Source organism: Yersinia massiliensis CCUG 53443, from assembly GCF_000312485.1.
Taxonomy (GTDB): Bacteria; Pseudomonadota; Gammaproteobacteria; order Enterobacterales; family Enterobacteriaceae; genus Yersinia; species Yersinia massiliensis.
In genome coordinates, this window is record NZ_HE997647.1 from 113,764 (window position 1) to 136,454 (window position 22,691).

Genomic DNA, 22,691 nt, shown 5'->3' on the forward strand with positions numbered 1-22,691 from the left:
TACTAGATAATGGCTGTTTAGTGAATCCAACCGTTGGGAGCGGGAGTGCGTGACAGTATTCAGCGATACCCCTGATAAATTTGCGCTACGCCCTTAAAATATTCCGTCAAATAATCGATACAAACTTGAACCTTGAGCGGCATTTTGTCTTTTTCGGTATAAAGTGCATAGACCGGACGTGGGTCTGAATGATATTTCTTGAACAGCACTTCCACTTCACCGCGCTTAATTTCTTCTATCACCCACATTAACGGCGCATAAGCGATACCTGCACCCGCTTTCAGCCAACAAATCATGGTTTGCGAATCGTTGGTCACAAAACGGCCTTGTGGGGATATTTGTGTCGTGATGCCCTCAGGTGCGATCAACTCGAAATTACTGTCTGGCCTGACGCTATATTCCAACCACGAGAAATTGGTCATATCACTGGGCTTTTCGGGCGTGCCATGCTGCAACAAGTAGCTTTTGGCCGCGCAGACAACCATCGGCATAGAACCGAGGCGGCGGGAAAATAGCCCCGAATCTTGCAATGCCCCGACGCGAATCACCACATCCAATCCATCAGTGATCAGATCCGGTGCGGGAATGCCTGTCACCAAATTGACGGACAGGCCGGGATACTCTTTCAGCATCTCCGCTGTCATGGTCGCCAGAACATTTTGTGCCATGGTGGATGAGCTGCCAATGCGCAATGTGCCGGTGGGGGTATTGTTGAAGGCATATAACTGCTCATGCACTTCTTGCACTTCCTGCAACATACGCCGGCAACCTTGATAATAAATCCGGCCCGCTTCTGTCAGCCCAATACGCCGCGTACTACGATTAAGTAACTTAACATTCAGCTCAGTTTCCAGCTTTGATACCGTCTGGCTGATAGAGGACACGCTCATCTCCAACTGCCTGGCCGCCGCGGTAAAAGAGCCGCATTCAACCACTTTGGCAAACACCGACATTCGTTTTAATCTTTCCATTGTTTGCCCTATTTAAGTTTTGTTTTCGTCTCGATTGTTAACTCTAGCTTAAAAGTGATTTAGATCACACATTGTAGATAAGTTGATAATAAGCAGGCTAATATAGTGGTGTCGTGAATTGTCCGAAGTCTGAATGCTGCGTAGCGAAAGTCTTTTCTCGCCTTGTCTAGCTTGCCACTATACCGAACAATCAAGTTTAACCGATAAGTCTGCCTGATAGTTGGAGCTTTTCACCGTGGCAGAAAAGGTGGGATGAGTGCCCGTGTAACGTCCGATTATTCACTCAGGCATGTTCACCGACATCCTATAATAGAAAGGATTTAAGAATGAGTTTACTTCCGGTGATGGTTATTTTCGGTCTCTCTTTTCCGCCGATATTTCTGGAGCTGCTACTTTCGCTGGCACTGTTTTTTGTTGTGCGCCGTTTGCTGCAACCGACAGGTATTTATGAGTTTGTTTGGCACCCAGCCCTCTTTAATACTGCGTTGTACGGTTGCCTTTTATATTTAATTTCTCGTTTCTTCTCCTGAGGTCGCCGTGAGTACTTTTTCATTAAAAATAATCCGCATCGGCATCACCTTATTGGTGGTTTTACTGGCGATTATCGCTGTTTTCAAAGTTTGGGCGTTTTATACCGAATCACCGTGGACCCGTGATGCAAAATTTACCGCTGATGTGGTTGCGATCGCACCCGATGTCAGTGGATTAATTACCGACGTACCGGTTAAAGACAACCAGTTGGTGCAGCAAGGCCAAGTATTATTTGTCATTGACCAACCTCGCTATCAGCAAGCGTTAGCTGAGGCAGAAGCGGATGTCGCCTATTACCAAACGCTGGCTGCTGAGAAGCAGCGAGAATCTGGTCGTCGGCAGCGCTTAGGGGTTCAGGCGTTATCACAAGAAGAGATTGACCAATCCAGTAACGTGTTGCAAACCGTTCGTCATCAACTGGCAAAAGCCATTGCTGTGCGTGATTTAGCCAAACTGGATCTAGAACGCACCACGGTACGTGCGCCAGCGCAGGGTTGGGTGACTAACCTGAATGTGCATGCGGGGGAATTTATTAATCGAGGCGCAACGGCTGTTGCACTGGTGAAAAAAGATACATTCTATATTTTGGCCTACCTAGAAGAGACCAAGTTAGATGGGGTGAAACCGGGGGATCGGGCAGAAATCACGCCACTGGGCAGTAACCGCATTCTGCATGGTACAGTCGATAGCATCTCGGCCGGTGTCACCAACAGCAGCAGTAGTGCGGATAGCAAAGGGCTCGCCACCATCGACAATAATCTGGAATGGGTGCGTTTAGCGCAGCGCGTGCCAGTGAAGATTCGCTTAGATAGCGAAGATCAGCAACATCCGTACCCAGCCGGTACCACGGCGACAGTGGTGATCACCGGAGCCAATGATCGCGACCCCAATCAGGCATCACCTGTGATTAAGCTGATGCACCGTCTGCGCGAGTTTGGCTAAGATGAACAGCCCCACCTTTATTCGCCTGCGCTTTGCTTTTAAGCTGAGTTTTGCCATTGTCGCTGCGCTGTTTCTTGGCTTTCATTTGCAGTTGGAAACACCACGCTGGTCGGTACTGACGGCTGCGATTGTCGCCGCCGGTCCAGCCTTTGCCGCCGGTGGTGAACCCTTCTCTGGTGCAATCCGCCACCGTGGCTGGCTGCGTATTATTGGGACGTTTATCGGCTGTATTGGCGGATTGGTCATTATCGTGCTGACCATCAGAGCGCCCGTTTTAACGCTTATGCTCTGTTGTCTATGGGCCGGTGTTTGCACTTGGATCTCATCACTGGTGCGCGTCGAAAACTCCTATGCTTTTGGTCTGGCCGGTTACACCGCGCTGATTATCATCGTCACAACCGGTGAAACGCCGCTCTTGACGCCGCAGTTTGCGGTTGAGCGTTGTAGCGAAATTGTGCTGGGGATCGTCTGCGCCGTGATGGCGGATTTACTGTTTTCCCCGCGTTCAATTAAACAGGATATTGATCGGCTGGTGGATAAGGTGCTGGTGGATCAATACAAATTGCTGCAACTGTGTATTCGTCCCGCCGAAAAAACAGAAATCGATCGCGCTTGGAATGATTTGGTCAAAAACACAACCGCGCTCAATGGGATGCGCAGCTATTTGATGATGGAGTCATCCCGCTGGCAGCGTTGTGATCGCCGCTTACGCGTATTGCATACCGAATCCCTCGCCTTGATCACCCAAGCGTGCGAAAGCTATCTGGTGCAGACCTATCACCCGGACATTTTGACGCCTGAGCTGAAAAGCATGTTGAGCGAGCCCGCATCGACACCTGCTGAGATACATCAGCGGCTGAAAGAGTTACGTCAATTTATTGGCGCGAGCCACAGTGAAGCCATCCCTCAAACTATCAGCAGTTGGGTGGGTGCCGCGACCCGCTATTTATTGCTCGCGAAAGGGATACACACCAATAGCAGTATCAGTGCCGTAGAGGAAGGAATCCTGTCGAGAGAAGTGCCTGTCAAACATGTCTCTGCCGAAGGCCATCACGCTATGATCAATGGATTGCGTACTGGTATCGCGACGGCGATCGGTGGGTTGTTCTGGCTATGGACAGGCTGGACGTCTGGCGCTGGCTGCATGGTCATGATTGCGGTGGTCACTTCATTGGCGATGCGTACGCCCAACCCGCGTATGGTCGCCATCGACTTCCTGTTAGGGGTGGTTATGGCACTGCCGATTGGTGCGCTTTACTTTATGTTTATTATTCCGTCCACGCAGCAAAGTTTGCTGCTGCTGTGTATCAGCTTGGGTTTACTGGCTTTTGTGATTGGTATCGAAGTGCAGAAGCGGCGTTTGGGGTCATTGGGGACATTAGCCAGTACCATCAATATTATGGTGCTAAGCAATCCGATGGAATTTAACGTGAGCTTGTTTCTCGACAGCGCGTTGGGGCAAATCGTTGGCTGCTTTGTTTCCCTGATTGTCTTGCTGCTGATCCGTGATAATGCCAAAGATAGAACGGGCAGAACGTTATTAAACCGTTTTGTTTATAGCGCGGTATCGGCTCTGACCACCAATCAAGCGCGCCGCAGCGAAAATCATTTACCGATGCTCTATCAGCAACTAAACCAATTATTAATGATGTTCCCTGGCGATATCGATAAGTATCGTCTGGCATTAACGTTGATCATCGCCCATCAGCGGCTTAATCACACCGAAATCCCCGCAAATGTTGAATTGAGTGCCTTTCATAAGCAAATCCGCTATACCGCTGATCGTGTCATTAATGCGAAGAATGATCAGAAACGGCGTTATTACTTTGCTCGGTTATTACAAGAATTGGATCAATACCAACAAAAATTATTGGATTATCAGTTATCTGATTCGATTGCCCAACCCGTGAAGCGGCTCGCGGAGATGTTGCACCGATATCAGAGTGCTCTTATCTAGTTAACGCGGGAAAGGGGGTAAGCTGTTCTCATCGTCTTTTCAAGGGCTATACTTCTATCAAACAATCTTTTTCTATCAAACAATCTTTCCGCGCCCTTCACTGATGGAGGGCATTACTTCCCTAAAGGAGGTCGACAAGATGTCAGCATCACATTCCATACAGAATCCATTACAGACCCAACAGCACAGCGACGGTGTTTACCACCTCGGCTACTTTGTGGGGGGTAAATGGCACCAAGCGCAAGACACGTTTGAGGTCCGCAATCCCGCCACTGGCGAATTAGTCGCCAAAGTGGCAAAAGCTGGCAAAAATGAAACCGAAGCTGCCATTCAAGCCGCCAGTGAGGCATTCCCTGCTTGGCGCAAAACACCGGCTAAACAACGGGCAGAAATTCTCCAGCGTTGGTATTTACTGATCATGGAACATCAGCAAGCCTTGGCTGAGATAATGGTTTCAGAGCAAGGTAAACCACTGAAAGAAGCATTAGGTGAAGTGGCCTACGCTGCCAGCTTTATTCAATGGTTTAGTGAGCAAGCCAAACGTGCCAACGGTGAAATCATTCCCCCCGCCAAAGAAGGGGCGCGTATTTTTGCGACGCGCGAACCGGTTGGCGTTGTCGCGGCTATCACGCCGTGGAATTTCCCGCTAGCGATGCTGACCCGTAAACTCGGCCCGGCATTGGCTGCCGGTTGTACTGGGCTGATTAAACCTGCCAATAACACCCCACTGTCAGCTTTCGCCTTACTGGCATTAGCTGAAAAAGCGGGTGTGCCAGCGGGTGTGCTGAATGGTGTTGCCGGTGATACCCATGCTATCAGTGATGCCATCATGGCCAGCTCTGATGTGCGCAAAATCTCTTTCACCGGCTCCACTGAAGTGGGCAAAACTCTGATGCGCAATGCTGCCGCGACCATGAAAAAGATTTCGATGGAATTGGGCGGCAATGCACCCTATATCGTGTTTGATGATGCAGATTTAGAGGCTGCGGTCGCGGGGGCGATGGCCTGTAAATTCCGCAATGCTGGGCAGGTCTGTGTCTGCGTCAATCGCTTCTATATTCAAGAGGGCGTGTACGATGCGTTTGTCAGCCGCTTGGCCGCTGAGGTCAAAAAGTTGAGAGTGGGCAACGGCATGGATAAAGACGTTGATATGGGGCCATTGATTAATCTCGCGGGGCTGGAGAAGGTCGAGGATCACGTTAAAGATGCTCTCGAAAAAGGTGGCCGATTATTGGCGGGTGGCCATCGTCATAAATTAGGCGGTAACTTCTTCGAACCGACAGTAATTGCCGATGCCAACGAACAGATGAAAGTGGCTTCTGAAGAGACATTTGGCCCGTTGGCAGCATGCTTCCGCTTTAAAACGGAAGACGAAGTCATTAAGCGCGCCAATCACACGCCATTTGGGCTTGCGGCCTATTTTTACACCCAGAATCTGCAACGGGTATTTCGCGTTTCAGAGGCATTGGAAAGCGGCATGATCGGTGTTAATGAAAGCTCAGTATCGACAGAACTTGCCCCCTTCGGTGGTGTGAAAGAATCCGGTCTGGGCCGCGAAGGTTCAGTGCTAGGATTAGAAGAGTTTATGGAAGTTAAAACCCTGCATTTAGGCAATCTGTAAGTCAGATGAGTAAATCACTTTCGGTGAGATGTGAACGATCACTATATGCAGTACAACTGTTTTTGGACGCTTAAGGGTTAAGGAGGGCCATAATGAATAAACGGATTATCACGATTTTAGGCGCGGTACTGCTGCTGCTCGTCGCAGCCCTGCAAGGTTTTGATGGAGTCACTGCGCGTGATATTGGTCAATCACCCGATCTGGCGCGCCCATCGGTATCGACACCGGCATCTATCGAGCAATTAACCCAGCACAAACCGGTGGTGGAATATCTACAAAAACACCACCGGTTGCCGGATTTTTACATCACCAAGCAGCAGGCCCGTCAGAAGGGCTGGGATCCCAAGGAAGGTAATCTGTGTCAGGTGTTACCGGGGCGGGCAATCGGTGGCGATCGTTTTTCTAACCGTGAACGTCAACTGCCTGAGGCCAAGGGGCGTAACTGGCGTGAGGCTGATGTGAATTATCGCTGTGGTCACCGTGGCAGCGATCGGTTGTTGTACTCAAATGATGGCCTGATTTATCTGACTCAGGATCACTACAAGCATTTCATTCGGATGGGGTGAGAAAATGGTAAAAGTGGCATTCGATTTTGACCATATACCTGATTTCCCTGCATTTTACCGTGAATTCTCTCAGAAGTTTGCCCTGAGCGAAGATTTTGGCGCGAATCTGGATGCGTTGTGGGATGTGGTAACAGGCGAGATAGCATTACCGGTAGAGATTGAGTTTATTCATTTCAATCACCGCCGGAAACGCCGTTTTGGGGCGATAGTTTTGTTGCTCGAAGAGGCAGAAGAAGAGCTGGCAGGGAGTCTGCGCTTTAATATTAACTAAGCCACGTTCCCTTGCCATCTTGAACTCAACGTGCCGCATAGCCAAGCGGCGGGTGACAAACGCCTAAATGAATAGGCACTGTCTATAACGTTATTACTGCTGCTTTTCTGCCAGTTCACGCAGATATTGGAAAATCTGGCGATAGGACTTCGGCGGTTTATTGGCGGCTTTTTCTTTTTGGGCATTACGCACCAAGCTACGTAGTTGCTGGCGATCGGCGTCTGGATACAAATCCAATACGGTTGGGATCGCATCATCACCTTCTTCAACCAAGCGATCACGCAATAGCTCTAGCTTATGGAACAGTGAAACTTGCTGGTTATGGCGGTTTTTCAGTTTATCGAGGGCAGTTTGAATCGGCTCGACATCACGGGCGCGTAGCATTTTACCAATTAACTGAATTTGGCGGCGGCGACCTTCTTTTTTGATTTTCTGTGCCAGCTCAATGGCCGCCAGCAGATCTTCATCTAATGGGATCTTCTCTAGCGCGTTTTTACCCAGCTCAACCAGCTCGGTACCGAGATCTTTCAATGCTTCGGCATCGCGCTTGATTTCACTTTTACTGACCCAGATAATCTCATCATCATCGTCATTTTTATCTTCTGGGACTTCGTCTAGCCAGTCTTCGGGCTGTTTGTTCATGGTCAAATTCCTTAAAAAGAGGCTAATCGTAGCAGGTTGTTTGCTTTCTGCGAAATTGTGCAAAGATCTCTGATAGACTCAAAAGTATGGCGTTCTCTATTTTATCCGTGTAAGTCGTCGTATTACGACACTTTCCTGAACGATTATCTCATTAATTATGGCAGATAGATGAAAGTAGTCACTCAAGTTGCAGAACAGCGTAAAACGCTGGAACAAGCCGTTGCACAGGCTTTGGAATTGGCCCGCGCCGGTTCCGATGCGGCCGAAGTCGCCGTGAGTAAAACCACCGGAATTAGCGTCAGCACACGCTTTGGTGAAGTGGAGAACGTGGAGTTCAACAGCGATGGTGCGCTGGGAATTACCGTTTATCACCAGCAGCGCAAAGGCAGTGCGTCTACTACCGATTTAAATCCAGATGCTGTCGCGCGTACCGTGCAAGCGGCGCTGGATATCGCTCGCTACACCTCACCAGACCCTTACGCAGGGCCAGCAGAGAAATCGCTATTGGCTTTTGATGCGCCGGATCTGGATTTGTTCCATCCCAGTGATTTGGATGCTGAGCAAGGTATCTTGTTGGCCGCGAGGGCAGAACAGGCTGCATTGCAGGCCGATAAGCGCATTACTAATACGGAAGGTGGCAGCTTTAACAGCCACTATGGCATCAAAGTTTTTGGTAATAGCCACGGCATGTTGCAGAGCTATTGCTCCAGTCGTCATTCGCTATCGAGCAGTGTTATCGCCGAGCACAATGGGGATATGGAACGCGATTATGCTTATACCATTGGTCGCCGGATGGACGATTTAGCCAACCCTGAGTGGGTGGGTGAAGAGTGTGCCCGCCGCACGTTATCTCGCTTGTCTCCACGTAAGCTGCCGACGATGCAGTCGCCGGTGCTGTTTGCCGCTGAAGTGGCTACTGGTTTGTTCGGTCATTTGGTGTCAGCCATCAGCGGCGGTAACATTTATCGCAAATCCACCTTCTTGCTTGACCATCTCGGCCAGCAGATTATGCCTGATTGGCTGACCATCGAAGAACATCCGCATTTGCTACGTGGCCTAGCATCGACGCCATTCGACAGCGAAGGTGTGCGCACGTTACAACGAGAAATCGTCAAAGATGGGGTGCTGCAAACTTACCTGCTGACCAGCTATTCATCCCGTAAGTTAGGGCTGCAAAGCACAGGGCATGCAGGGGGGATCCATAACTGGCGCATCGCCGGTCAGGGGCAGGATTTCGCCGGTATGCTCAAGCAGTTGGATAAAGGCTTAGTGGTGACTGAATTGATGGGCCAAGGCGTCAGTACGGTTACCGGTGATTACTCACGTGGTGCTGCAGGTTTCTGGGTCGAAAACGGTGAGATTCAGTATCCGGTCAGTGAGATTACCATTGCCGGTAACTTGAAAGACATGCTGCGCAATATTGTGAGCGTCGGCAGTGATATCGAAACGCGCAGTAATATCCAATGCGGCTCTGTCTTGTTACCTGCCATGAAGATCGCAGGCGAATAATACCCTTCCTGTCATTTTCTCATTCCACTCCCCGCCTGTAGCAATACGGGCGGCTTTGTTTGCTCATTTCTCTGACATGGTAATCTTCCCCCGTTCAAGTGGATGTTTTATAGTCAAAGGAAATGATAATGCCAGTATTGATGCGGGGAAGTTCAAAGATGATTGTGATGCCAAGCACGTATAGTCCAGCCACTATTGCTCGGGAATTTAAGGTCATCCATGAATTTGAATTATTCGGTATGGAATATGCCGTTGTTTTTGATATTAAAGTCCCTAAAGCCGCCATTATCCGTTTAAATACAGAAAGTTTTAATGGCATACCTCGTCATCGGGTTATTGCAGCTCTGGATCTGGTGGCCAAGCAGGAGTTAGGTCATAACGTCATTTCAGTTCATCGTTTTTGGCAAGATTCTGCACTCTTTCAAGTAGAAGGAATGGTGATTGATCTGAATGAGCGGGGCAAAGGGTTGGCTACGCTGCTCTACGAGGTTTTAGTGCTCAAGTGTGGCCTAATCTTAATGAGTGATAATAAGCAGTATGAGGCGGGTCAGGCTCTTTGGCAGAAGATAGCTCGTGAGTCAGACAAGTTAGCTGTATTTATATTGGATTCTGAGGCAGGCAAATTTTACCCCTATAGCGGTGACCGAGTTCCTTACAACGGCACCAGTATCCCAGAAGAGAAAATCTGGAGCAGACATCCGGATACGTCGAAATGGGGTGTTATCTTAATCGCTGAAAACAGAGAAAAAATCGCTGCCTATTGCTGATCGCGAGCAACCCATCGCCTTTTATTTTCCCGTACAACGCTGACTTTCCCAACTGACAACAAATAATCATTGTCAGTTTGGTCTTCTATTGCCTATGTTCAATATGAGCAATGTACTAATGAAGTGATGTACTAATGATCAGTATTTCAATAACAATAACCCTACCCAATGGCTTAGGTGACTGTCAGCACCATCGCAACGCCAAGTCTGATGGGGATAGAAGGAATGTGAGCATGGGTAAGAAAATGATGGCGTTAGTGGCGGCGGTGCTACTCAGCACCAGTACGCTAGTTATGGCCGCCAGTGTGGCAGACAACATGGACACGATTGCCGAGAATTACGGCAAAGTATTGAAGGCAGATTCGACAGATGTCATCAAAAAAGGCCTCGAGGCGATGCGTGTAGCCGCGCAGGATGCGCAAAAGGGCATTCCAAGCAAATTGAAGAGTAAAGGCGAGGGAAGCGCGGAGGTGAAGGATTTCCGCCATGGCTTGGACTTACTTATCGGCCAGATTGATGGTGCGCTGGCATTAGCGAATCAAGGCAAACTGGATGAGGCTAAAAAAGCAGCCCAAGACTTTAAGCCGACCCGTGATACCTACCACAAAAAATACCGCTAACAGACGTAAAGAGGGTAATGGCCACAGGCTGTTACCCTCACAACATATGCACTGATGCTTTACCCGCACCGACCTGCACTGTCATCTTTCGCTGATGCCCGATTAACGGTGGAATTCGCCCGCCGCTTCTGGCTGATACAGCAATTCCAGCACGGTAATACGGGTTTCATCGCCACCAGGCAGTGCCCAACTGATTTCATCATTGACGTGCAATCCGAGCAACGCTGCACCTAACGGTGCCATAACGGACAATTGCTCATTGCTGTCTTTCAGCGAAGCAGGGTAAACCAGCGTGCGGATATGCTCTTCCTGATTACTCAGATCGCGAAAACGCACGCGGCTGTTCATGGTCACCACATCCGCCGGAATGGCATTGGGTGGCAAGATCTCTGCGCGATCCAGTTCTTCATTGAGCGCTTGTGCGACCACAGTACCGGCAAAAGCCGGTTGCGCCAGTAACGCATCCAAACGTTCAGCATCCAGCTCGTTAATCGTGATGGTTGGCTTGGTCATACCACTCTCCAATTCAATTTAGCAAACAACACAAAAGCAACACCCCCACGCCATAGGAGAGGGGGTGTTAGAAAATAGCTTAATAATAAACTGATATTAGGCGCTTCCGGCTAGAAAAGAAAGAGATCAGGATCACGAACATTTTTCCCCACGGGGAATCAGCGGACATTCATATTAAAAGTTATTTTGTTGTTAATGATTAAGTTAGCTCTGTTATCACCTATTTTGCGAATGTGATCCCCCTAAGACATGATATTTCCACTTTGAACTGGAAAAAATGCCACTACACACCTATTCGGCTTGCAGGTAGGGTGATGTCATCGCGCAGAGGGAAGGTAACGGAACCTATCTTTGTCGTCAGAAAGTTTTTTCGGGAAAAAGAGATAGAGGATTGCCAGCGTGAATGATGTAGCCGCAATGAATGCAGCCGAGGAACCGCAAGTGGACGAAGCCAATATCATCACTGAACGGGTATTAGCTGAAATTACGGCAATGCTAAATGCCGAAAATATTTTTACTAACGATGTGCAGCAACAAATGCTGACATCACATATTCGGGCAATGGTACTGCGTTCAATAACGGGCGAGCCATTACCTGAGGTCGATAAATCATTATTTGATGAAATTTCTACGCATTCGATGCAAATGGCCCAGCAAGTCGTCGATAAGTTTGCCAATTTACCGATTGAAGAAGCTTATCTACTGTCAGTGCATTTCGAAGTCGCGAAAGATAATAACCCCTAAAATACGAATCTGGAGAAGAAACTATGAGTCAAATTACCGTTGTGATTGGCGACCGTTTAGGAAAAGGCCAGAAAGTAGGACAAGGTGTTGAATTGGCTGGTGGCCGCGTGGTGGTTATTCCCGGCGTTGCCGCAGACATGAAACTGGGTGATGTGATGAATAGCGAACAAGCTGATTTCGGTATTTCATTCTGTGGTAGTGGCGGCGCAGGCGCGATTACAGCCCAAAATAAATATGGCTACAAAGCGAAATACGGCATGCGTTCAGTGGAAGAAGGTGTGACGGCAATAAATGAAGGCTGCAAGGTATTAGGCTTCGGATTTATGGATAAAGAAGAGTTAGGGCAAAAATTAGTGGAAGCCTATATCAAGAAATATGGTCAGCCGTAATGAAAGAGCAATACACCACTCAAGTGCAGGTCAAAGGTAAAGGCGATACCAAAGGTAAAGCTTTCGCGAATGCGCTGGGAAATGTCCAAAATACAGTGCTGAAATCGACACAAAATATTCTGTTACGCATTGAACCACAAGACGTAAAAGTATTACGCGCTGAGTTATCGGTGAAGAAAGAGAAGTTTTTATTCTTCTTTCTGGCACGTGAAAGAAAAACCTACAGCGTGGAATTAGATATCACCGTGAACGTGACATTTATTGACACTGATAAAGTGGCCTTCGTTTCAAAATAAGCAGTTTTTGTCGGTCAATATTGTCTTGATAGCTCAATAAAAATGAATGCCTTTGTATTTGTTTTACCGCGTGCGGTCACTTCAATTACTTAGGGAAAACTAACAAATGAAAGGATATGTTGATGTTTCTAATTATTCTTTTTAAGTCGATTATTATCGGCGGACTGGTTGGCGTGGGGGTTGGTGTTGGGGCCGCCCGTATGTTCCATGCGCCGACAATACAGGGAATGGGTGCATTTCGTACCTTGGGCGAGTTGAACTCGTGTGAGGGTGATCCAGCATCGCATTTCTCCTTCGGGCTCGGCTTCTTCTTCAACGCTTGGGCTTCATCGGTCGCTGCGGGGGCGTTCACTCAGGACGTTGACCACCGCATCATCCCTAACTGGGGTGCCGCCGCATTGATGATAAAGAATCGCAATGTCGCGGAAACCATGCATAACCCGAAAAAGATGGCGATTGCCTGCGGCATTATCGGGATTATTGTTGTTAGCTTCCTTAATACCACGGCGTCAGCAGTGCCAGCCGCATTGCAGGTAACGGCGATTAAAGTCTTAGTTCCTGCGGCCAATATTCTGGTTAACACCGTGATGCCCGTTATTTTCTGGTTAGCCGCGATTGATGCTGGGCGTCGTTCTGGCTTCTGGGCCACGATATTTGGTGGTTTAGCACAGCTTATTATGGGGAATGCCGTTCCGGGCCTAGTACTGGGTATTTTAATCGGTAAAGGCGTTGAGGAAAGTGGTTGGAATAAAGTCACGAAAATCATGATGACAGTGATTGTGCTGCTATTTGTGCTCAGTGGTTTCTTCCGCGGATTTGATATGAAGTTATTGGAGTCATTCAGTCTGGGTGTTCCTATGTGGCTCGATACCATTCATAACGCATTGAGCGGAAAATAACAGAGCGAGAGGAGCTTAATAATGGATGAACAAACCAAGAATAATTTCTGGTATGCCGACTGGTCCTTTCCGATTTTTGTAGGACTGTTATCTTCCGGCGTATTTGCGGGTACTCATATGTATTACTTATATGGTATCGGCGCATTTAACGAAGTGGCATTTGTTTCTATGCTACGTGCAGGTATGGATACCGGTGTTTATGGCGCGGTAGCGGCATTTGGTGCCAGCTTCTTATTCGCCCGTATCATCGAAGGTTCGTTGGTCGGTATTTTAGATATCGGCGGTGCGATTCAAACCGGTGTTGGCTTGGGTGTCCCTGCATTATTACTGGGCGCGGGCTTTGTCTTCCCAGTGGCTAATTTTGCCGCATCACTGGTGACCGGCTTAATCATTGGTCTCGCCATTGGTTATCTGATTATTTTGGCGCGTAAATTTACCATTAACCAAAGTGATTCGACTTACGGTGCCGATGTGATGATGGGGGCAGGTAACTCATCTGGCCGTTTCTTGGGGCCACTGATTATCCTGTCTGCGATCACTGCATCTATTCCGATTGGGATTGGTTCTCTTGGCGGCGCATTATTGTTTTATTTGTGGAATAAACCGATTACCGGTGGTGCAATTTTAGGTGCCATGATTTTAGGGTCAATTTTCCCCGTCGCGATTTCTTGAACATCGGGGTAAATATTCAAATTACCGGATATTTACCCCACAGCCATACCAAGCAAGTAGGTATTACGGAGAATAAAGATAATGCATGACTTTATTATCACTCGAGCAGTATTGGTTGATGGCCGTCAGGTTGATATTGCAATCAATGATGGAAAAATCACGGCTGTGAGTGCAGCTTCCTCGAATGCTGAAAATAATCCAGCGGGCTCTTCTTTTTATCCGGCTAAAAAAGTATTGGATCTGGCGGGGAAATATTACCTCAGTGCCGGATGGATTGATTCCCATGTTCATTGTTACCCCGCCTCACCTATTTATCACGATGAAGCTGATTTAATTGGTGTCGCCAGTGGCGTGACCACCGTGGTGGATGCGGGCAGTACTGGCGCGAATGATGTTGATGATTTCTATCGGCTGACCCGTGCGGCGAAAACGCATGTTTACGCTTTTCTGAATATTGCAAAAACCGGCATCGTGACACAAAACGAATTAGCCGATATGGCGCAGATTGATAAGCAAAGTGTTAACCAAGCGATAGCGCGTAACCCCGGTTTTATTATTGGCATTAAAGCGCGGATGAGCAGCAGCGTGGTAGGCCAAAATGGCATTAAACCCCTTATTCGCGCCAAAGAAATCCAGCAAGAAAACCATCAGTTGCCATTAATGGTACACATTGGTAATAACCCGCCGGATCTGGATGAAATTGCCGATTTATTGACGCAAGGGGACATTATTACTCATTGCTATAACGGCAAACCTAACCGCATTTTAACCCCTGCCGGTGCCTTGCGTGAGTCTATCCAGCGCGCATTAAAGCGTGGCGTGTTGTTGGATGTGGGCCATGGCAGTGCCAGTTTCAGCTTTGATGTTGCCGCGCTAGCCATCAAGCAAGGTATCTACCCGCATACCATTAGCTCCGACATTTATTGCCGCAACCGCATTAATGGGCCGGTTCACAGCTTGGCGACCGTGATGTCCAAATTCTTCACTGTCGGTCTAAGCTTGGAACAGGTTATTGACTGCGTGACACAAAATGCCGCGCAAGCGCTGCGTTTGTCCCAAAAAGGCAAACTGGCAGAAGGCTATGACGCTGACTTGACTATTTTTGAGTTAAAACAGCAACCTCAGGTCTTTAATGATTCGGAAGGTAAATCGGTTACCGGTGAAAAATATCTGGTGCCACTGGCCGCTGTGGTCGCCGGTGACGTCGTGTTAACTGACGAAGGGAAGTCAAAAGATGTCTTCAGTTTATGAAAAGTACCAGTTAAAACAGGTTATTAATGCATCTGGCCGTATGACGATGCTCGGTGTTTCAACGCCACGACAAGATGTCGTTGATGCCGTGGAATTGGGCCTGAACCATTACTTTGTCATGAAAGATCTGGTGAATAACACCGGTGCTTATATTGCCAATTTATTGAATGTCGAGAGTGCAGTGGTGGTGTCCTGTGCTTCTGCGGGGATTGCACAATCTGTCGCGGCCGTGATCGTGAAAGATGATGCGAATTTGCTGGTCAATCTCCATGCTGCACCTCGTACCGTGCCTCACGAAATCGTGTTACCGAAAGGCCATAACGTTAACTTTGGTGCACCAGTCGATACTATGGTGACACTCGGCGGCGGTAAAGTTGTGGAAGCCGGATACGCCAATGAATGTTTGCCAGAACAGCTTGAAGCCGCGATCACGCCAAATACCGCGGCTATCTTGTACATAAAATCCCACCATTGTGTACAAAAAAGCATTTTGTCTGTTGAGCAGGCGGTGGTGATTGCCCGTAAGCACCAATTGCCCCTGATTGTTGATGCGGCAGCGGAAGAAGACTTGCTGTGTTACTACCAAATGGGCGCTGACTTAGTGATTTATAGCGGGGCCAAAGCCATTGAAGGGCCAACCAGCGGGTTGGTTCTGGGCAAGAAAACCTATGTCGACTGGGTGAAGCTGCAATCAAACGGCATTGGACGTGCGATGAAAGTCGGTAAAGAGGGGATCCTCGGCCTGACCCGCGCGATTGAAAGCTACATGACACTGGAGAAAGAGACTGGGCAGCAGATGGTGGCTAAGATGACCCCTTTCATTGCACAGTTGAATACCATCGACGGCGTATCAGCCCAAGTGGTCTGGGATGCTGCTGGGCGCGATATTGCTCGCACAGAAATCAGTTTTGATGAGGCCAAAATTGGCCGTTCGACGCCTGACTTGGTGGATGCGTTAAAAAATGGCGATATCGCTATTTATTTCCGTGCTTATAAAGCGAATGAAGGCAAAATTGAGGTGGACGTTCGCAGCGTCACGGCACCGCAACTTGAGACGATTTATAGCTGTATCAACCGCTTGGTGAAGGGAGCCTAACTCATGAAATTGACCCCAAATTATTACCGTGATCGGGTGTGCCTGAATGTGCTGGCCGGTTCAAAAGAGAATGCGCGTGAGATCTATCAGGCGGCCGAAGGCCATGTGCTGGTGGGCGTATTATCGAAAAATTATCCCGATGTCGACAGTGCCGTCAAAGACATGCGTGAATACGCCGCACTTATCGATAATGCCTTATCTGTCGGGCTGGGGGCGGGCGATCCTAAGCAATCGACCATGGTCAGTCAAATATCACAGCAGGTTCAACCGCAGCATGTGAATCAGGTCTTTACCGGTGTCGGTCCAAGCCGTGCGTTGTTGGGGCAACAGGATACCGTGGTGAACGGCCTGATTTCGCCAACGGGCAAAGTGGGCTATGTGAAGATCTCGACTGGCCCGCTCAGCTCACAGCAAAAAGACGCGATCGTTCCCGTGACAACTGCCATTGCCATGTTGCGGGATATGGGCGGCAGCTCCATCAAATTTTTCCCGATGAACGGATTGGATTCTATCGAAGAATACCGTTTTGTGGCTGAAGCTTGTGCGGCGACCGGGTTCTGGTTGGAACCGACGGGCGGTATCGATCTGGAGAACTTCGAACAAATCGTGCAAATTGCACTGGATGCCGGTGTCACGAAAATCATCCCGCACATCTACAGCTCGATCATCGACAGTAAAACGGGTCATACTCGTCCGGAAGATGTGAAAACCTTATTGGATATCGTGAAGAAAATCGTGGTCTAACATTTTATGCTGCGACACTAAAATGAAGTGAGAGACGCTCCCTGCGCACATGCTGGCAGGGGGCGCTGAATGACTTAAAAACAGCATGCCTGAATAACGGAGTGGAGCAGTGAGATTTCCCTATCAACGTCTGGCCTATATGTTCGATGCATTGCAATCGGAAACGCTACCTCAAGATGAGTTGGCGAAGCGTTTTGCAGTCTCGACGCGGACTGTGCGGGCAGATATTACGGCGTTGAATGAAGTTCTTGAGCATTATGGCGCACACTTTGTGCATAACCGTGGTTTTGGTTATCGGTTAATGATCGATGATGCTGAACGCTTTCGGGCGCTCCAACCGCAAAATCGCAAAACCCATTTGACCCCACGTACTGCCCATGAACGAGTGCATTATCTGTTAATCCGTTTTCTGACCTCCGCCTTTTCATTGAAGCTCGAAGATTTAGCCGATGAATGGTTTGTCAGCCGTGGCACGCTGCAAAATGATATGGCTGAGGTGAGAGAAAGGCTAAATCGCTATCATCTGACGATTGAAACCAAACCTCGTTATGGCATGAAGTTGTTCGGGACGGAATTATCTATCCGTACCTGTCTCACTGACCTTTTATTCCAATTACAACTGCAAGATGCCGATAACCCATTATTAAAAAACGAATTTCTCAGTATTCAGGCCATCCCTGATTTAACCGAACAGCTCCATGAGCTGTTGGATCAATATGCGGTGCGGTTAACCGATGAAGGTGAGCAATACTTGATTTTCTACTGTGCGGTAGCGATCAAACGCATCACCGACGGTTACCCATTATCCGATTTTGACGCTGAAGATGTCGATGAGGCGGTGAAACTGGCTTCAGCTCGCTTGGCGAGTGAGCTTAAGTTGCTGTCTGGTAAAGATATTTCAGCGGCCGAAGAAGCTTATTTACGAGTGAATATTGCTGCGCGTCGGGTTCAAGCCAGCCAGCCCAGTACTAGCCGCCCGAGTGAAATCAATGCCGACGATGAAGAGACGCTGGTGGATTACATCCTGTCTTACATTAACGCGCACTATAACTACAATTTGCAGGGCGATAAGCAGCTACGCAGTGATTTGCTCACCCATATCAAAACCATGATTACGAGGGTGAAGTATCAGATAACCATCCCTAATCCATTGTTATCCAACATCAAACAGCATTATCCGATGGCCTATGATGTGACACTGGCGGCGGTATCCAGTTGGGGGAAATACACGCCTTACAGCTTGAGCGAGAATGAAATTGGTTATCTGGTGCTGCATATTGGGGTCGGGTTAGAGCGCCATTACAATATCGGATATCAGCGCCATCCGCAGGTGATGCTGGTGTGTGATACCGGCAACTCGACCACGCGAATGATTCAGGCTCAGATTTCCCGTAAGTATCCGCAAATTGTGATGACGCAGACTATTTCACTGCGTGACTACGAAGTTCTCGACCATATCGACGAAGATTTCATTATTTCTAATTCGCGATTAGCGGAAAAGAACAAGCCGGTGGTGGTGATGTCACCGTTCCCGACGGAGTATCAGTTAGAGCAGTTAGGCAAATTGGTTTTAGTGGATCGTACTCGGCCATACATGCTGGAGAAGTTTTTCGACAGCAATCATTTTATGATTATCGATGAGCCGATGACGCAGGCGCAGTTATTTGAAAAAGTCTGCGGCGAGTTAGAAGCTGAAGGTTTCGTTGATGCTGATTTTTACCCGTCAGTGGTTGAGCGGGAAGCGATTGTCTCGACCATGCTAGGCGAGGGGATCGCGCTACCCCATTCGTTGGGTTTATTGGCGAAGAAAACCGTGGTCGTCACCATGTTAGCCCCCAATGGGATTGCTTGGGGTGATGGTGAAGTGGCTTACGTTATTTTCTTGCTGGCTATCAGTAAGACTGATTATGAAGAAGCGATGGCGATTTATGATTTGTTCGTGACCTTTGTGCGGGAGCGGTCGATGAGTCGTTTATTGAGTAGTCAGCATTTTGATAGTTTTAAGGCTATTGCGATTGATTGTTTGAGTCGCATTTAGGGGATCAAGGTTTGGTGATCGGTTCGGTTGTTATAGCTCCAGTGTTCACCTTGGCTGCGATAGATCGGATCTGGTTTCGGTTGATATTCGCTCAGTGATCACTTTGACTCCGCCGCCTCAACCGAGTCGGGCCGCAGGGCGGCGGCCCAACACCCGCGCCTTTGCGCGAAATATTGTGGCTTCGCCATTCCCTCCTACAGCTTTCCGGCTTATCGAACCGGCGCTGACTCGCTCCCAGCTCGACAGCCCCTTTCGCCGCGTCCATGCGGCTCATTCGGCCTGCAATCTTTGTCGGCAATTTTTCTGATTGCGCTCAAGGTCAAAAGACCCAAGACCCAAGACCCAAGACCCAAGACCCAAGACCTAAAAGTCATGGTTTTGATCTTGAAGTTTAAAAGCACATTTGAGCTGCCGAGCGAAGAGAGAAGGCAAGGAAAACGGGCAGGACGCCCGTTTTAGGCGTCGCGCGGAGGGACCCGCGTAAAGCCTTCCGTCAGCCGAAACGATGAGTGAGGGAATCCACGCAGTGGACAAGCGATGCGTGCGCTAGCGCGGGGGCTCCAAGGGGGTCACGCGCTTGTGACCCCATTGGCGGTTGAGGCATCAGGGGTAAAGTGAGCACCGATCTCATGTCAACCGAACCGATCACCAAACCGAATTGAGTCGATCACCTAATATCATCCGAAACGAGATCCAGTCCTCAACTGAAACTGAAAATATGATCCCCTCACTGCCACCCATATCTCCTCACAAACCACCCTTTCACCAACTGCGTCGTCACCATATAACCCAGCAAAATCACAATCAGCCATGGGAAGTAAGACAATGGCAGCGCCTGTAATTGCAAGAACCCCGCCAACGGCGAGAAGGTCAACCCAATACCGATGGCGACAACCGCCAGAGTCATTAAACACAGCGGCCAAGAGGCACGGCTTTGGATAAATGGAATCTTACGGGTACGAATCATATGCACAATCAATGTCTGGGACAGCAGCCCCTCAACAAACCAACCGGATTGGAACAGTGTCTGCATCTCCGGTGTATTCGCCTTAAATACCCACCACATCAGGCTGAAGGTCAAAACGTCAAAAATGGAACTTATCGGCCCAAAGAACACCATAAATCGCCCCAAATCGCCGGCGTTCCAACGTTGTGGTTTCGCCAATTGCTCTTCATCGACATTATCGAAAGGAATGGCAATCTGTGAGATATCGTACAGCAGATTTTGAATTAGCAGATGCAAGGGAAGCATCGGCAGGAAAGGCAAAAATGCGCTGGCAATCAACACACTAAAAACGTTACCAAAGTTAGAGCTGGCGGTCATTTTAATGTATTTCAACATGTTGGCGAAAGTACGACGCCCCTCAATGACGCCTTGCTCCAGAACCATCAAGCTCTTTTCCAGCAAAATGATATCGGCAGCTTCTTTGGCGATATCCACGGCGGAATCTACGGATATCCCAATATCTGCCGCCCGCAGAGCGGGCGCATCGTTAATGCCATCGCCCATAAAACCGACCACATGGCCCGCTTCCCGCAGGTTTTGTACGATACGCTCTTTGTGCATTGGCGTGAGTTTGGCGAAGACAGTGGTGGTGCGCGTGGCTTCAGTCAGCTCTGCTTCTGTCATCTGCTCAATATCATTGCCACGTAATACCCGATCGACCGATAGTCCGACATCTTTACAGACCTTACGTGCCACTAACTCATTGTCACCGGTCAGAATTTTGACATTAACGCCATTTTTTTTCAGTGCTAATAGCGCCGGTGCTGTGCTCTCTTTCGGTGGATCGAGGAAGGCGATATACCCTTCTAAAATCAGGTCGTATTCATCGATGACGGCGTAATCCCGCTGATAGGCAGGCAAAATGCGTGTGGCGACGGCAACCACCCGCAGCCCTTGCTGGTTCTGCTCATCGGTAATGCGGCGAATACGCGCCAGCAGCGCGTCGGTCAGAGGAATAACGTCATCCCCTTGGCGGACATGGCGGCAGATGGAGAGCATCTCTTCGAGCGCGCCCTTACAAATCAGCTCGTGATAATCCGACTTATCGCTGACGACCACTGACATACGGCGGCGTTCAAAATCAAAGGGGATCTCATCGATTTTGCGGTAACCGGCCAGTGTGGCAGCGGCTTGAGATTCAGTGGCGGGTTCCGACATCGAGGACAGTACGGCGACATCCAGCAGATTTTTCAGCCCAGTTTGGTGGTAGCTGTTGAGCCAAGCGTAACGCAGCACTCGCTCACAATTAGCACCGAACACATCGGTATGGCTCTCCAATACGATTTTATCTTGGGTAAGCGTACCCGTTTTATCGGTACACAGAATGTCCATCGCGCCAAAGTTCTGAATGGCATCCAGTCGTTTGACGATCACTTTCTGCTTTGACAGCTTTACCGCCCCTTTTGCCAGCGTCGAGGTGACGATCATCGGCAACATTTCTGGGGTTAAACCTACTGCAACGGAGAGTGCGAACAGTGCCGCTTCACACCAATCACCCTTAGTAAAGCCATTGATCAGCAACACAATGGGTGTCATCACCAACATAAAGCGGATCAGCAACCAACTGACTTTACTGATGCCACTTTGGAAGGCGTTGGGCTGCTCATCCTGATGAGTCACTCGCTCAGCCAGTAGGCCAAAATAGGTTTGATTACCGGTGCCAACCACGATGGCTAACGCGGAACCGCTGACCACATTCGTGCCCATAAAGCACAAGGTATCGCGCTCTAGTGGATTTTGCTCGTCACACTCACGGCATTGCGCCACTTTTTCAACGGGCAGGGATTCACCGGTCAAAGCGGCTTGGCTGATAAACAGGTCTTTTGCCACCAAAATGCGCAAGTCTGCGGGGATCATGTCGCCGGCGGACAGCTTAATGATGTCACCAGGGACGAGTTGAGCGATAGGCAGCTCGCGGTGTTCACTTTTCCCCGTATGGGCATCGCTGCGGATCACGGTGGCGGTATTGCTGACCATCGCCTTTAACGCATCCGCTGCACGGCTTGAACGGGCTTCCTGAATAAAATGCATCAGGGTGGAGATCAGCACCATGGCCCCAATCACCAGTGCGGCGGTCAGGTCTTCGGTGGCATAGGAGATCAGCGCCAGAATGGTGAGCAACAAGTTAAAGGGATTGCGATAGCAGTGCCATAGATGAACCCACCAGCGAGTCGCTTGCTGATTTTCAATCACATTGCTGCCAACATTGAGGCGAATCGCCTCGGCTTCCTGCTCGGTCAACCCTTCGGGATGGCTCTGAAAACGCTGATAGAGCTGCTGTGGCGTTTCATTGGCGCACAGCAAACGCTGCTGCGTTAATGCGGCGGGCAGATCTTTGGCCGAACTTCCCTGTGGCAAACCTTCTAGCATGGTTTCCCGACGGATCAGGCGGCGGGGCAGGCTACGGCTCAAGGTATTGAGCAACTGCCGAGTGAAATTTTTAACGTGCATGGTTCAAACCTTACTGTCATACCCTGAAATCGTGTCGGGGCGATCTCAGGTTGCGCTCACGGCAAACCTGCCGTAGAGAGAGCAAAAAACATTATCAGCAGAAACTCGCACAAGAAGAGTGCGCAGTGACTGCCTACCAGATTTTTCCGGTAAGGCAATCACGTCAGACGAGGAATTACCTTAGCGGTGGCACCC

The 22,691-nt window shown here is 49.1% G+C and carries 22 protein-coding genes; 18 read left to right on the forward strand and 4 right to left on the reverse strand.

All coding sequences use genetic code 11. From position 1 onward, the window contains the following. Positions 1–59 precede the first annotated feature (59 nt). Positions 60–971 carry an HTH-type transcriptional activator AaeR gene (gene aaeR, locus BN68_RS17085; RefSeq protein ID WP_019212388.1) on the reverse strand — a complete coding sequence of 304 codons (912 nt, stop codon included), beginning with the start codon at positions 969–971 and terminating at the stop codon, positions 60–62. Between the two features lie 326 nt (positions 972–1,297). Here aaeR and aaeX point away from each other — a divergent pair, with 326 nt between their 5' ends. From aaeX to BN68_RS17115, 6 genes are all read left to right on the forward strand, one after another. Continuing rightward, on the forward strand, positions 1,298–1,501 hold the full coding sequence (gene aaeX, locus BN68_RS17090) for a p-hydroxybenzoic acid efflux pump operon protein AaeX (protein WP_019212389.1): 204 nt from the start codon (positions 1,298–1,300) through the stop codon (positions 1,499–1,501). A gap of 7 nt (positions 1,502–1,508) precedes the next feature. After that, positions 1,509–2,444 carry a p-hydroxybenzoic acid efflux pump subunit AaeA gene (gene aaeA / locus BN68_RS17095; protein WP_019212390.1) on the forward strand — a complete coding sequence of 312 codons (936 nt, stop codon included), beginning with the start codon at positions 1,509–1,511 and terminating at the stop codon, positions 2,442–2,444. Between the two features lies 1 nt (position 2,445). Further along, a complete protein-coding gene (aaeB, locus tag BN68_RS17100) occupies positions 2,446–4,401 on the forward strand; it encodes a p-hydroxybenzoic acid efflux pump subunit AaeB (protein WP_019212391.1) in 1,956 nt (651 codons plus the stop codon). Between the two features lie 139 nt (positions 4,402–4,540). Further along, a complete protein-coding gene (locus tag BN68_RS17105) occupies positions 4,541–6,022 on the forward strand; it encodes an NAD-dependent succinate-semialdehyde dehydrogenase (RefSeq protein ID WP_019212392.1) in 1,482 nt (493 codons plus the stop codon). 92 nt (positions 6,023–6,114) lie between these two features. Then, positions 6,115–6,588, forward strand: coding sequence for a ribonuclease (locus BN68_RS17110; protein ID WP_019212393.1), 474 nt, complete (start codon positions 6,115–6,117; stop codon positions 6,586–6,588). 4 nt (positions 6,589–6,592) lie between these two features. Then, positions 6,593–6,859: a barstar family protein gene (locus BN68_RS17115; protein ID WP_019212394.1), complete on the forward strand. Its 267-nt coding sequence runs from the start codon at positions 6,593–6,595 to the stop codon at positions 6,857–6,859. Between the two features lie 93 nt (positions 6,860–6,952). Here BN68_RS17115 and yjgA read toward each other — a convergent pair whose 3' ends face one another. Continuing rightward, positions 6,953–7,501 carry a ribosome biogenesis factor YjgA gene (gene yjgA, locus BN68_RS17120; protein ID WP_019212395.1) on the reverse strand — a complete coding sequence of 183 codons (549 nt, stop codon included), beginning with the start codon at positions 7,499–7,501 and terminating at the stop codon, positions 6,953–6,955. Between the two features lie 168 nt (positions 7,502–7,669). Between yjgA and pmbA the strand changes: the two genes are divergently transcribed. The 3 genes from pmbA (at position 7,670) to cybC (ending at position 10,397) form a co-directional block, all read left to right on the forward strand. Beyond that, the gene (pmbA, locus tag BN68_RS17125; RefSeq protein ID WP_019212396.1) at positions 7,670–9,010 is read left to right on the forward strand and encodes a metalloprotease PmbA; all 1,341 of its coding nucleotides are present in this window, start codon (positions 7,670–7,672) and stop codon (positions 9,008–9,010) included. Positions 9,011–9,132: 122 nt separating this feature from the next. Next, complete coding sequence (locus BN68_RS17130; RefSeq protein WP_050082855.1) at positions 9,133–9,777, forward strand: hypothetical protein; 645 nt, start codon at positions 9,133–9,135, stop codon at positions 9,775–9,777. 233 nt (positions 9,778–10,010) lie between these two features. Continuing rightward, positions 10,011–10,397, forward strand: coding sequence for a cytochrome b562 (gene cybC / locus BN68_RS17135; protein ID WP_019212398.1), 387 nt, complete (start codon positions 10,011–10,013; stop codon positions 10,395–10,397). Positions 10,398–10,499: 102 nt separating this feature from the next. Here cybC and rnk read toward each other — a convergent pair whose 3' ends face one another. Continuing rightward, on the reverse strand, positions 10,500–10,910 hold the full coding sequence (gene rnk, locus BN68_RS17140) for a nucleoside diphosphate kinase regulator (protein WP_019212399.1): 411 nt from the start codon (positions 10,908–10,910) through the stop codon (positions 10,500–10,502). A gap of 399 nt (positions 10,911–11,309) precedes the next feature. Here rnk and BN68_RS17145 point away from each other — a divergent pair, with 399 nt between their 5' ends. The 9 genes from BN68_RS17145 (at position 11,310) to BN68_RS17185 (ending at position 19,039) form a co-directional block, all read left to right on the forward strand. Further along, positions 11,310–11,654 (forward strand): PRD domain-containing protein, encoded by a 345-nt coding sequence (locus BN68_RS17145; RefSeq protein WP_019212400.1) that lies wholly within the window; start codon positions 11,310–11,312, stop codon positions 11,652–11,654. 23 nt (positions 11,655–11,677) lie between these two features. Continuing rightward, positions 11,678–12,043: a glycine-rich SFCGS family protein gene (locus BN68_RS17150; protein WP_005271418.1), complete on the forward strand. Its 366-nt coding sequence runs from the start codon at positions 11,678–11,680 to the stop codon at positions 12,041–12,043. Beyond that, on the forward strand, positions 12,043–12,339 hold the full coding sequence (locus BN68_RS17155; protein ID WP_019212401.1) for a DUF4312 family protein: 297 nt from the start codon (positions 12,043–12,045) through the stop codon (positions 12,337–12,339). Before BN68_RS17150 ends, BN68_RS17155 begins: the two co-directional genes overlap by 1 nt. A gap of 122 nt (positions 12,340–12,461) precedes the next feature. Then, a complete protein-coding gene (locus BN68_RS17160) occupies positions 12,462–13,238 on the forward strand; it encodes a DUF4311 domain-containing protein (RefSeq protein ID WP_019212402.1) in 777 nt (258 codons plus the stop codon). 21 nt (positions 13,239–13,259) lie between these two features. Continuing rightward, complete coding sequence (locus BN68_RS17165; protein ID WP_019212403.1) at positions 13,260–13,910, forward strand: DUF4310 family protein; 651 nt, start codon at positions 13,260–13,262, stop codon at positions 13,908–13,910. 81 nt (positions 13,911–13,991) lie between these two features. Beyond that, positions 13,992–15,161 (forward strand): amidohydrolase/deacetylase family metallohydrolase, encoded by a 1,170-nt coding sequence (locus tag BN68_RS17170; protein ID WP_019212404.1) that lies wholly within the window; start codon positions 13,992–13,994, stop codon positions 15,159–15,161. Beyond that, positions 15,145–16,257 carry a DgaE family pyridoxal phosphate-dependent ammonia lyase gene (locus tag BN68_RS17175; protein ID WP_019212405.1) on the forward strand — a complete coding sequence of 371 codons (1,113 nt, stop codon included), beginning with the start codon at positions 15,145–15,147 and terminating at the stop codon, positions 16,255–16,257. The genes BN68_RS17170 and BN68_RS17175 overlap by 17 nt, the downstream gene beginning before the upstream one ends. A 3-nt stretch (positions 16,258–16,260) precedes the next feature. Next, a complete protein-coding gene (gene dagF / locus BN68_RS17180) occupies positions 16,261–17,001 on the forward strand; it encodes a 2-dehydro-3-deoxy-phosphogluconate aldolase (protein WP_019212406.1) in 741 nt (246 codons plus the stop codon). A gap of 109 nt (positions 17,002–17,110) precedes the next feature. Then, a complete protein-coding gene (locus BN68_RS17185; protein ID WP_019212407.1) occupies positions 17,111–19,039 on the forward strand; it encodes a BglG family transcription antiterminator in 1,929 nt (642 codons plus the stop codon). 727 nt (positions 19,040–19,766) lie between these two features. Here the strand turns inward: BN68_RS17185 and mgtA are convergent. Next, positions 19,767–22,496 carry a magnesium-translocating P-type ATPase gene (gene mgtA, locus BN68_RS17190; protein WP_019212408.1) on the reverse strand — a complete coding sequence of 910 codons (2,730 nt, stop codon included), beginning with the start codon at positions 22,494–22,496 and terminating at the stop codon, positions 19,767–19,769. Positions 22,497–22,691 lie beyond the last annotated feature (195 nt).

Coding starts and splice junctions, on each gene's coding strand:
- aaeR (WP_019212388.1), bottom strand. CDS start 971: ATGGAAAGATTAAAACGAATGTCGGTGTTTGCCAAAGTGGTTGAATGC.
- aaeX (WP_019212389.1), top strand. CDS start 1,298: ATGAGTTTACTTCCGGTGATGGTTATTTTCGGTCTCTCTTTTCCGCCG.
- aaeB (WP_019212391.1), top strand. CDS start 2,446: ATGAACAGCCCCACCTTTATTCGCCTGCGCTTTGCTTTTAAGCTGAGT.
- BN68_RS17105 (WP_019212392.1), top strand. CDS start 4,541: ATGTCAGCATCACATTCCATACAGAATCCATTACAGACCCAACAGCAC.
- BN68_RS17110 (WP_019212393.1), top strand. CDS start 6,115: ATGAATAAACGGATTATCACGATTTTAGGCGCGGTACTGCTGCTGCTC.
- BN68_RS17115 (WP_019212394.1), top strand. CDS start 6,593: ATGGTAAAAGTGGCATTCGATTTTGACCATATACCTGATTTCCCTGCA.
- yjgA (WP_019212395.1), bottom strand. CDS start 7,501: ATGAACAAACAGCCCGAAGACTGGCTAGACGAAGTCCCAGAAGATAAA.
- pmbA (WP_019212396.1), top strand. CDS start 7,670: ATGAAAGTAGTCACTCAAGTTGCAGAACAGCGTAAAACGCTGGAACAA.
- BN68_RS17130 (WP_050082855.1), top strand. CDS start 9,133: ATGATAATGCCAGTATTGATGCGGGGAAGTTCAAAGATGATTGTGATG.
- cybC (WP_019212398.1), top strand. CDS start 10,011: ATGGGTAAGAAAATGATGGCGTTAGTGGCGGCGGTGCTACTCAGCACC.
- rnk (WP_019212399.1), bottom strand. CDS start 10,910: ATGACCAAGCCAACCATCACGATTAACGAGCTGGATGCTGAACGTTTG.
- BN68_RS17150 (WP_005271418.1), top strand. CDS start 11,678: ATGAGTCAAATTACCGTTGTGATTGGCGACCGTTTAGGAAAAGGCCAG.
- BN68_RS17155 (WP_019212401.1), top strand. CDS start 12,043: ATGAAAGAGCAATACACCACTCAAGTGCAGGTCAAAGGTAAAGGCGAT.
- BN68_RS17160 (WP_019212402.1), top strand. CDS start 12,462: ATGTTTCTAATTATTCTTTTTAAGTCGATTATTATCGGCGGACTGGTT.
- BN68_RS17165 (WP_019212403.1), top strand. CDS start 13,260: ATGGATGAACAAACCAAGAATAATTTCTGGTATGCCGACTGGTCCTTT.
- BN68_RS17170 (WP_019212404.1), top strand. CDS start 13,992: ATGCATGACTTTATTATCACTCGAGCAGTATTGGTTGATGGCCGTCAG.
- BN68_RS17175 (WP_019212405.1), top strand. CDS start 15,145: ATGTCTTCAGTTTATGAAAAGTACCAGTTAAAACAGGTTATTAATGCA.
- dagF (WP_019212406.1), top strand. CDS start 16,261: ATGAAATTGACCCCAAATTATTACCGTGATCGGGTGTGCCTGAATGTG.
- mgtA (WP_019212408.1), bottom strand. CDS start 22,496: ATGCACGTTAAAAATTTCACTCGGCAGTTGCTCAATACCTTGAGCCGT.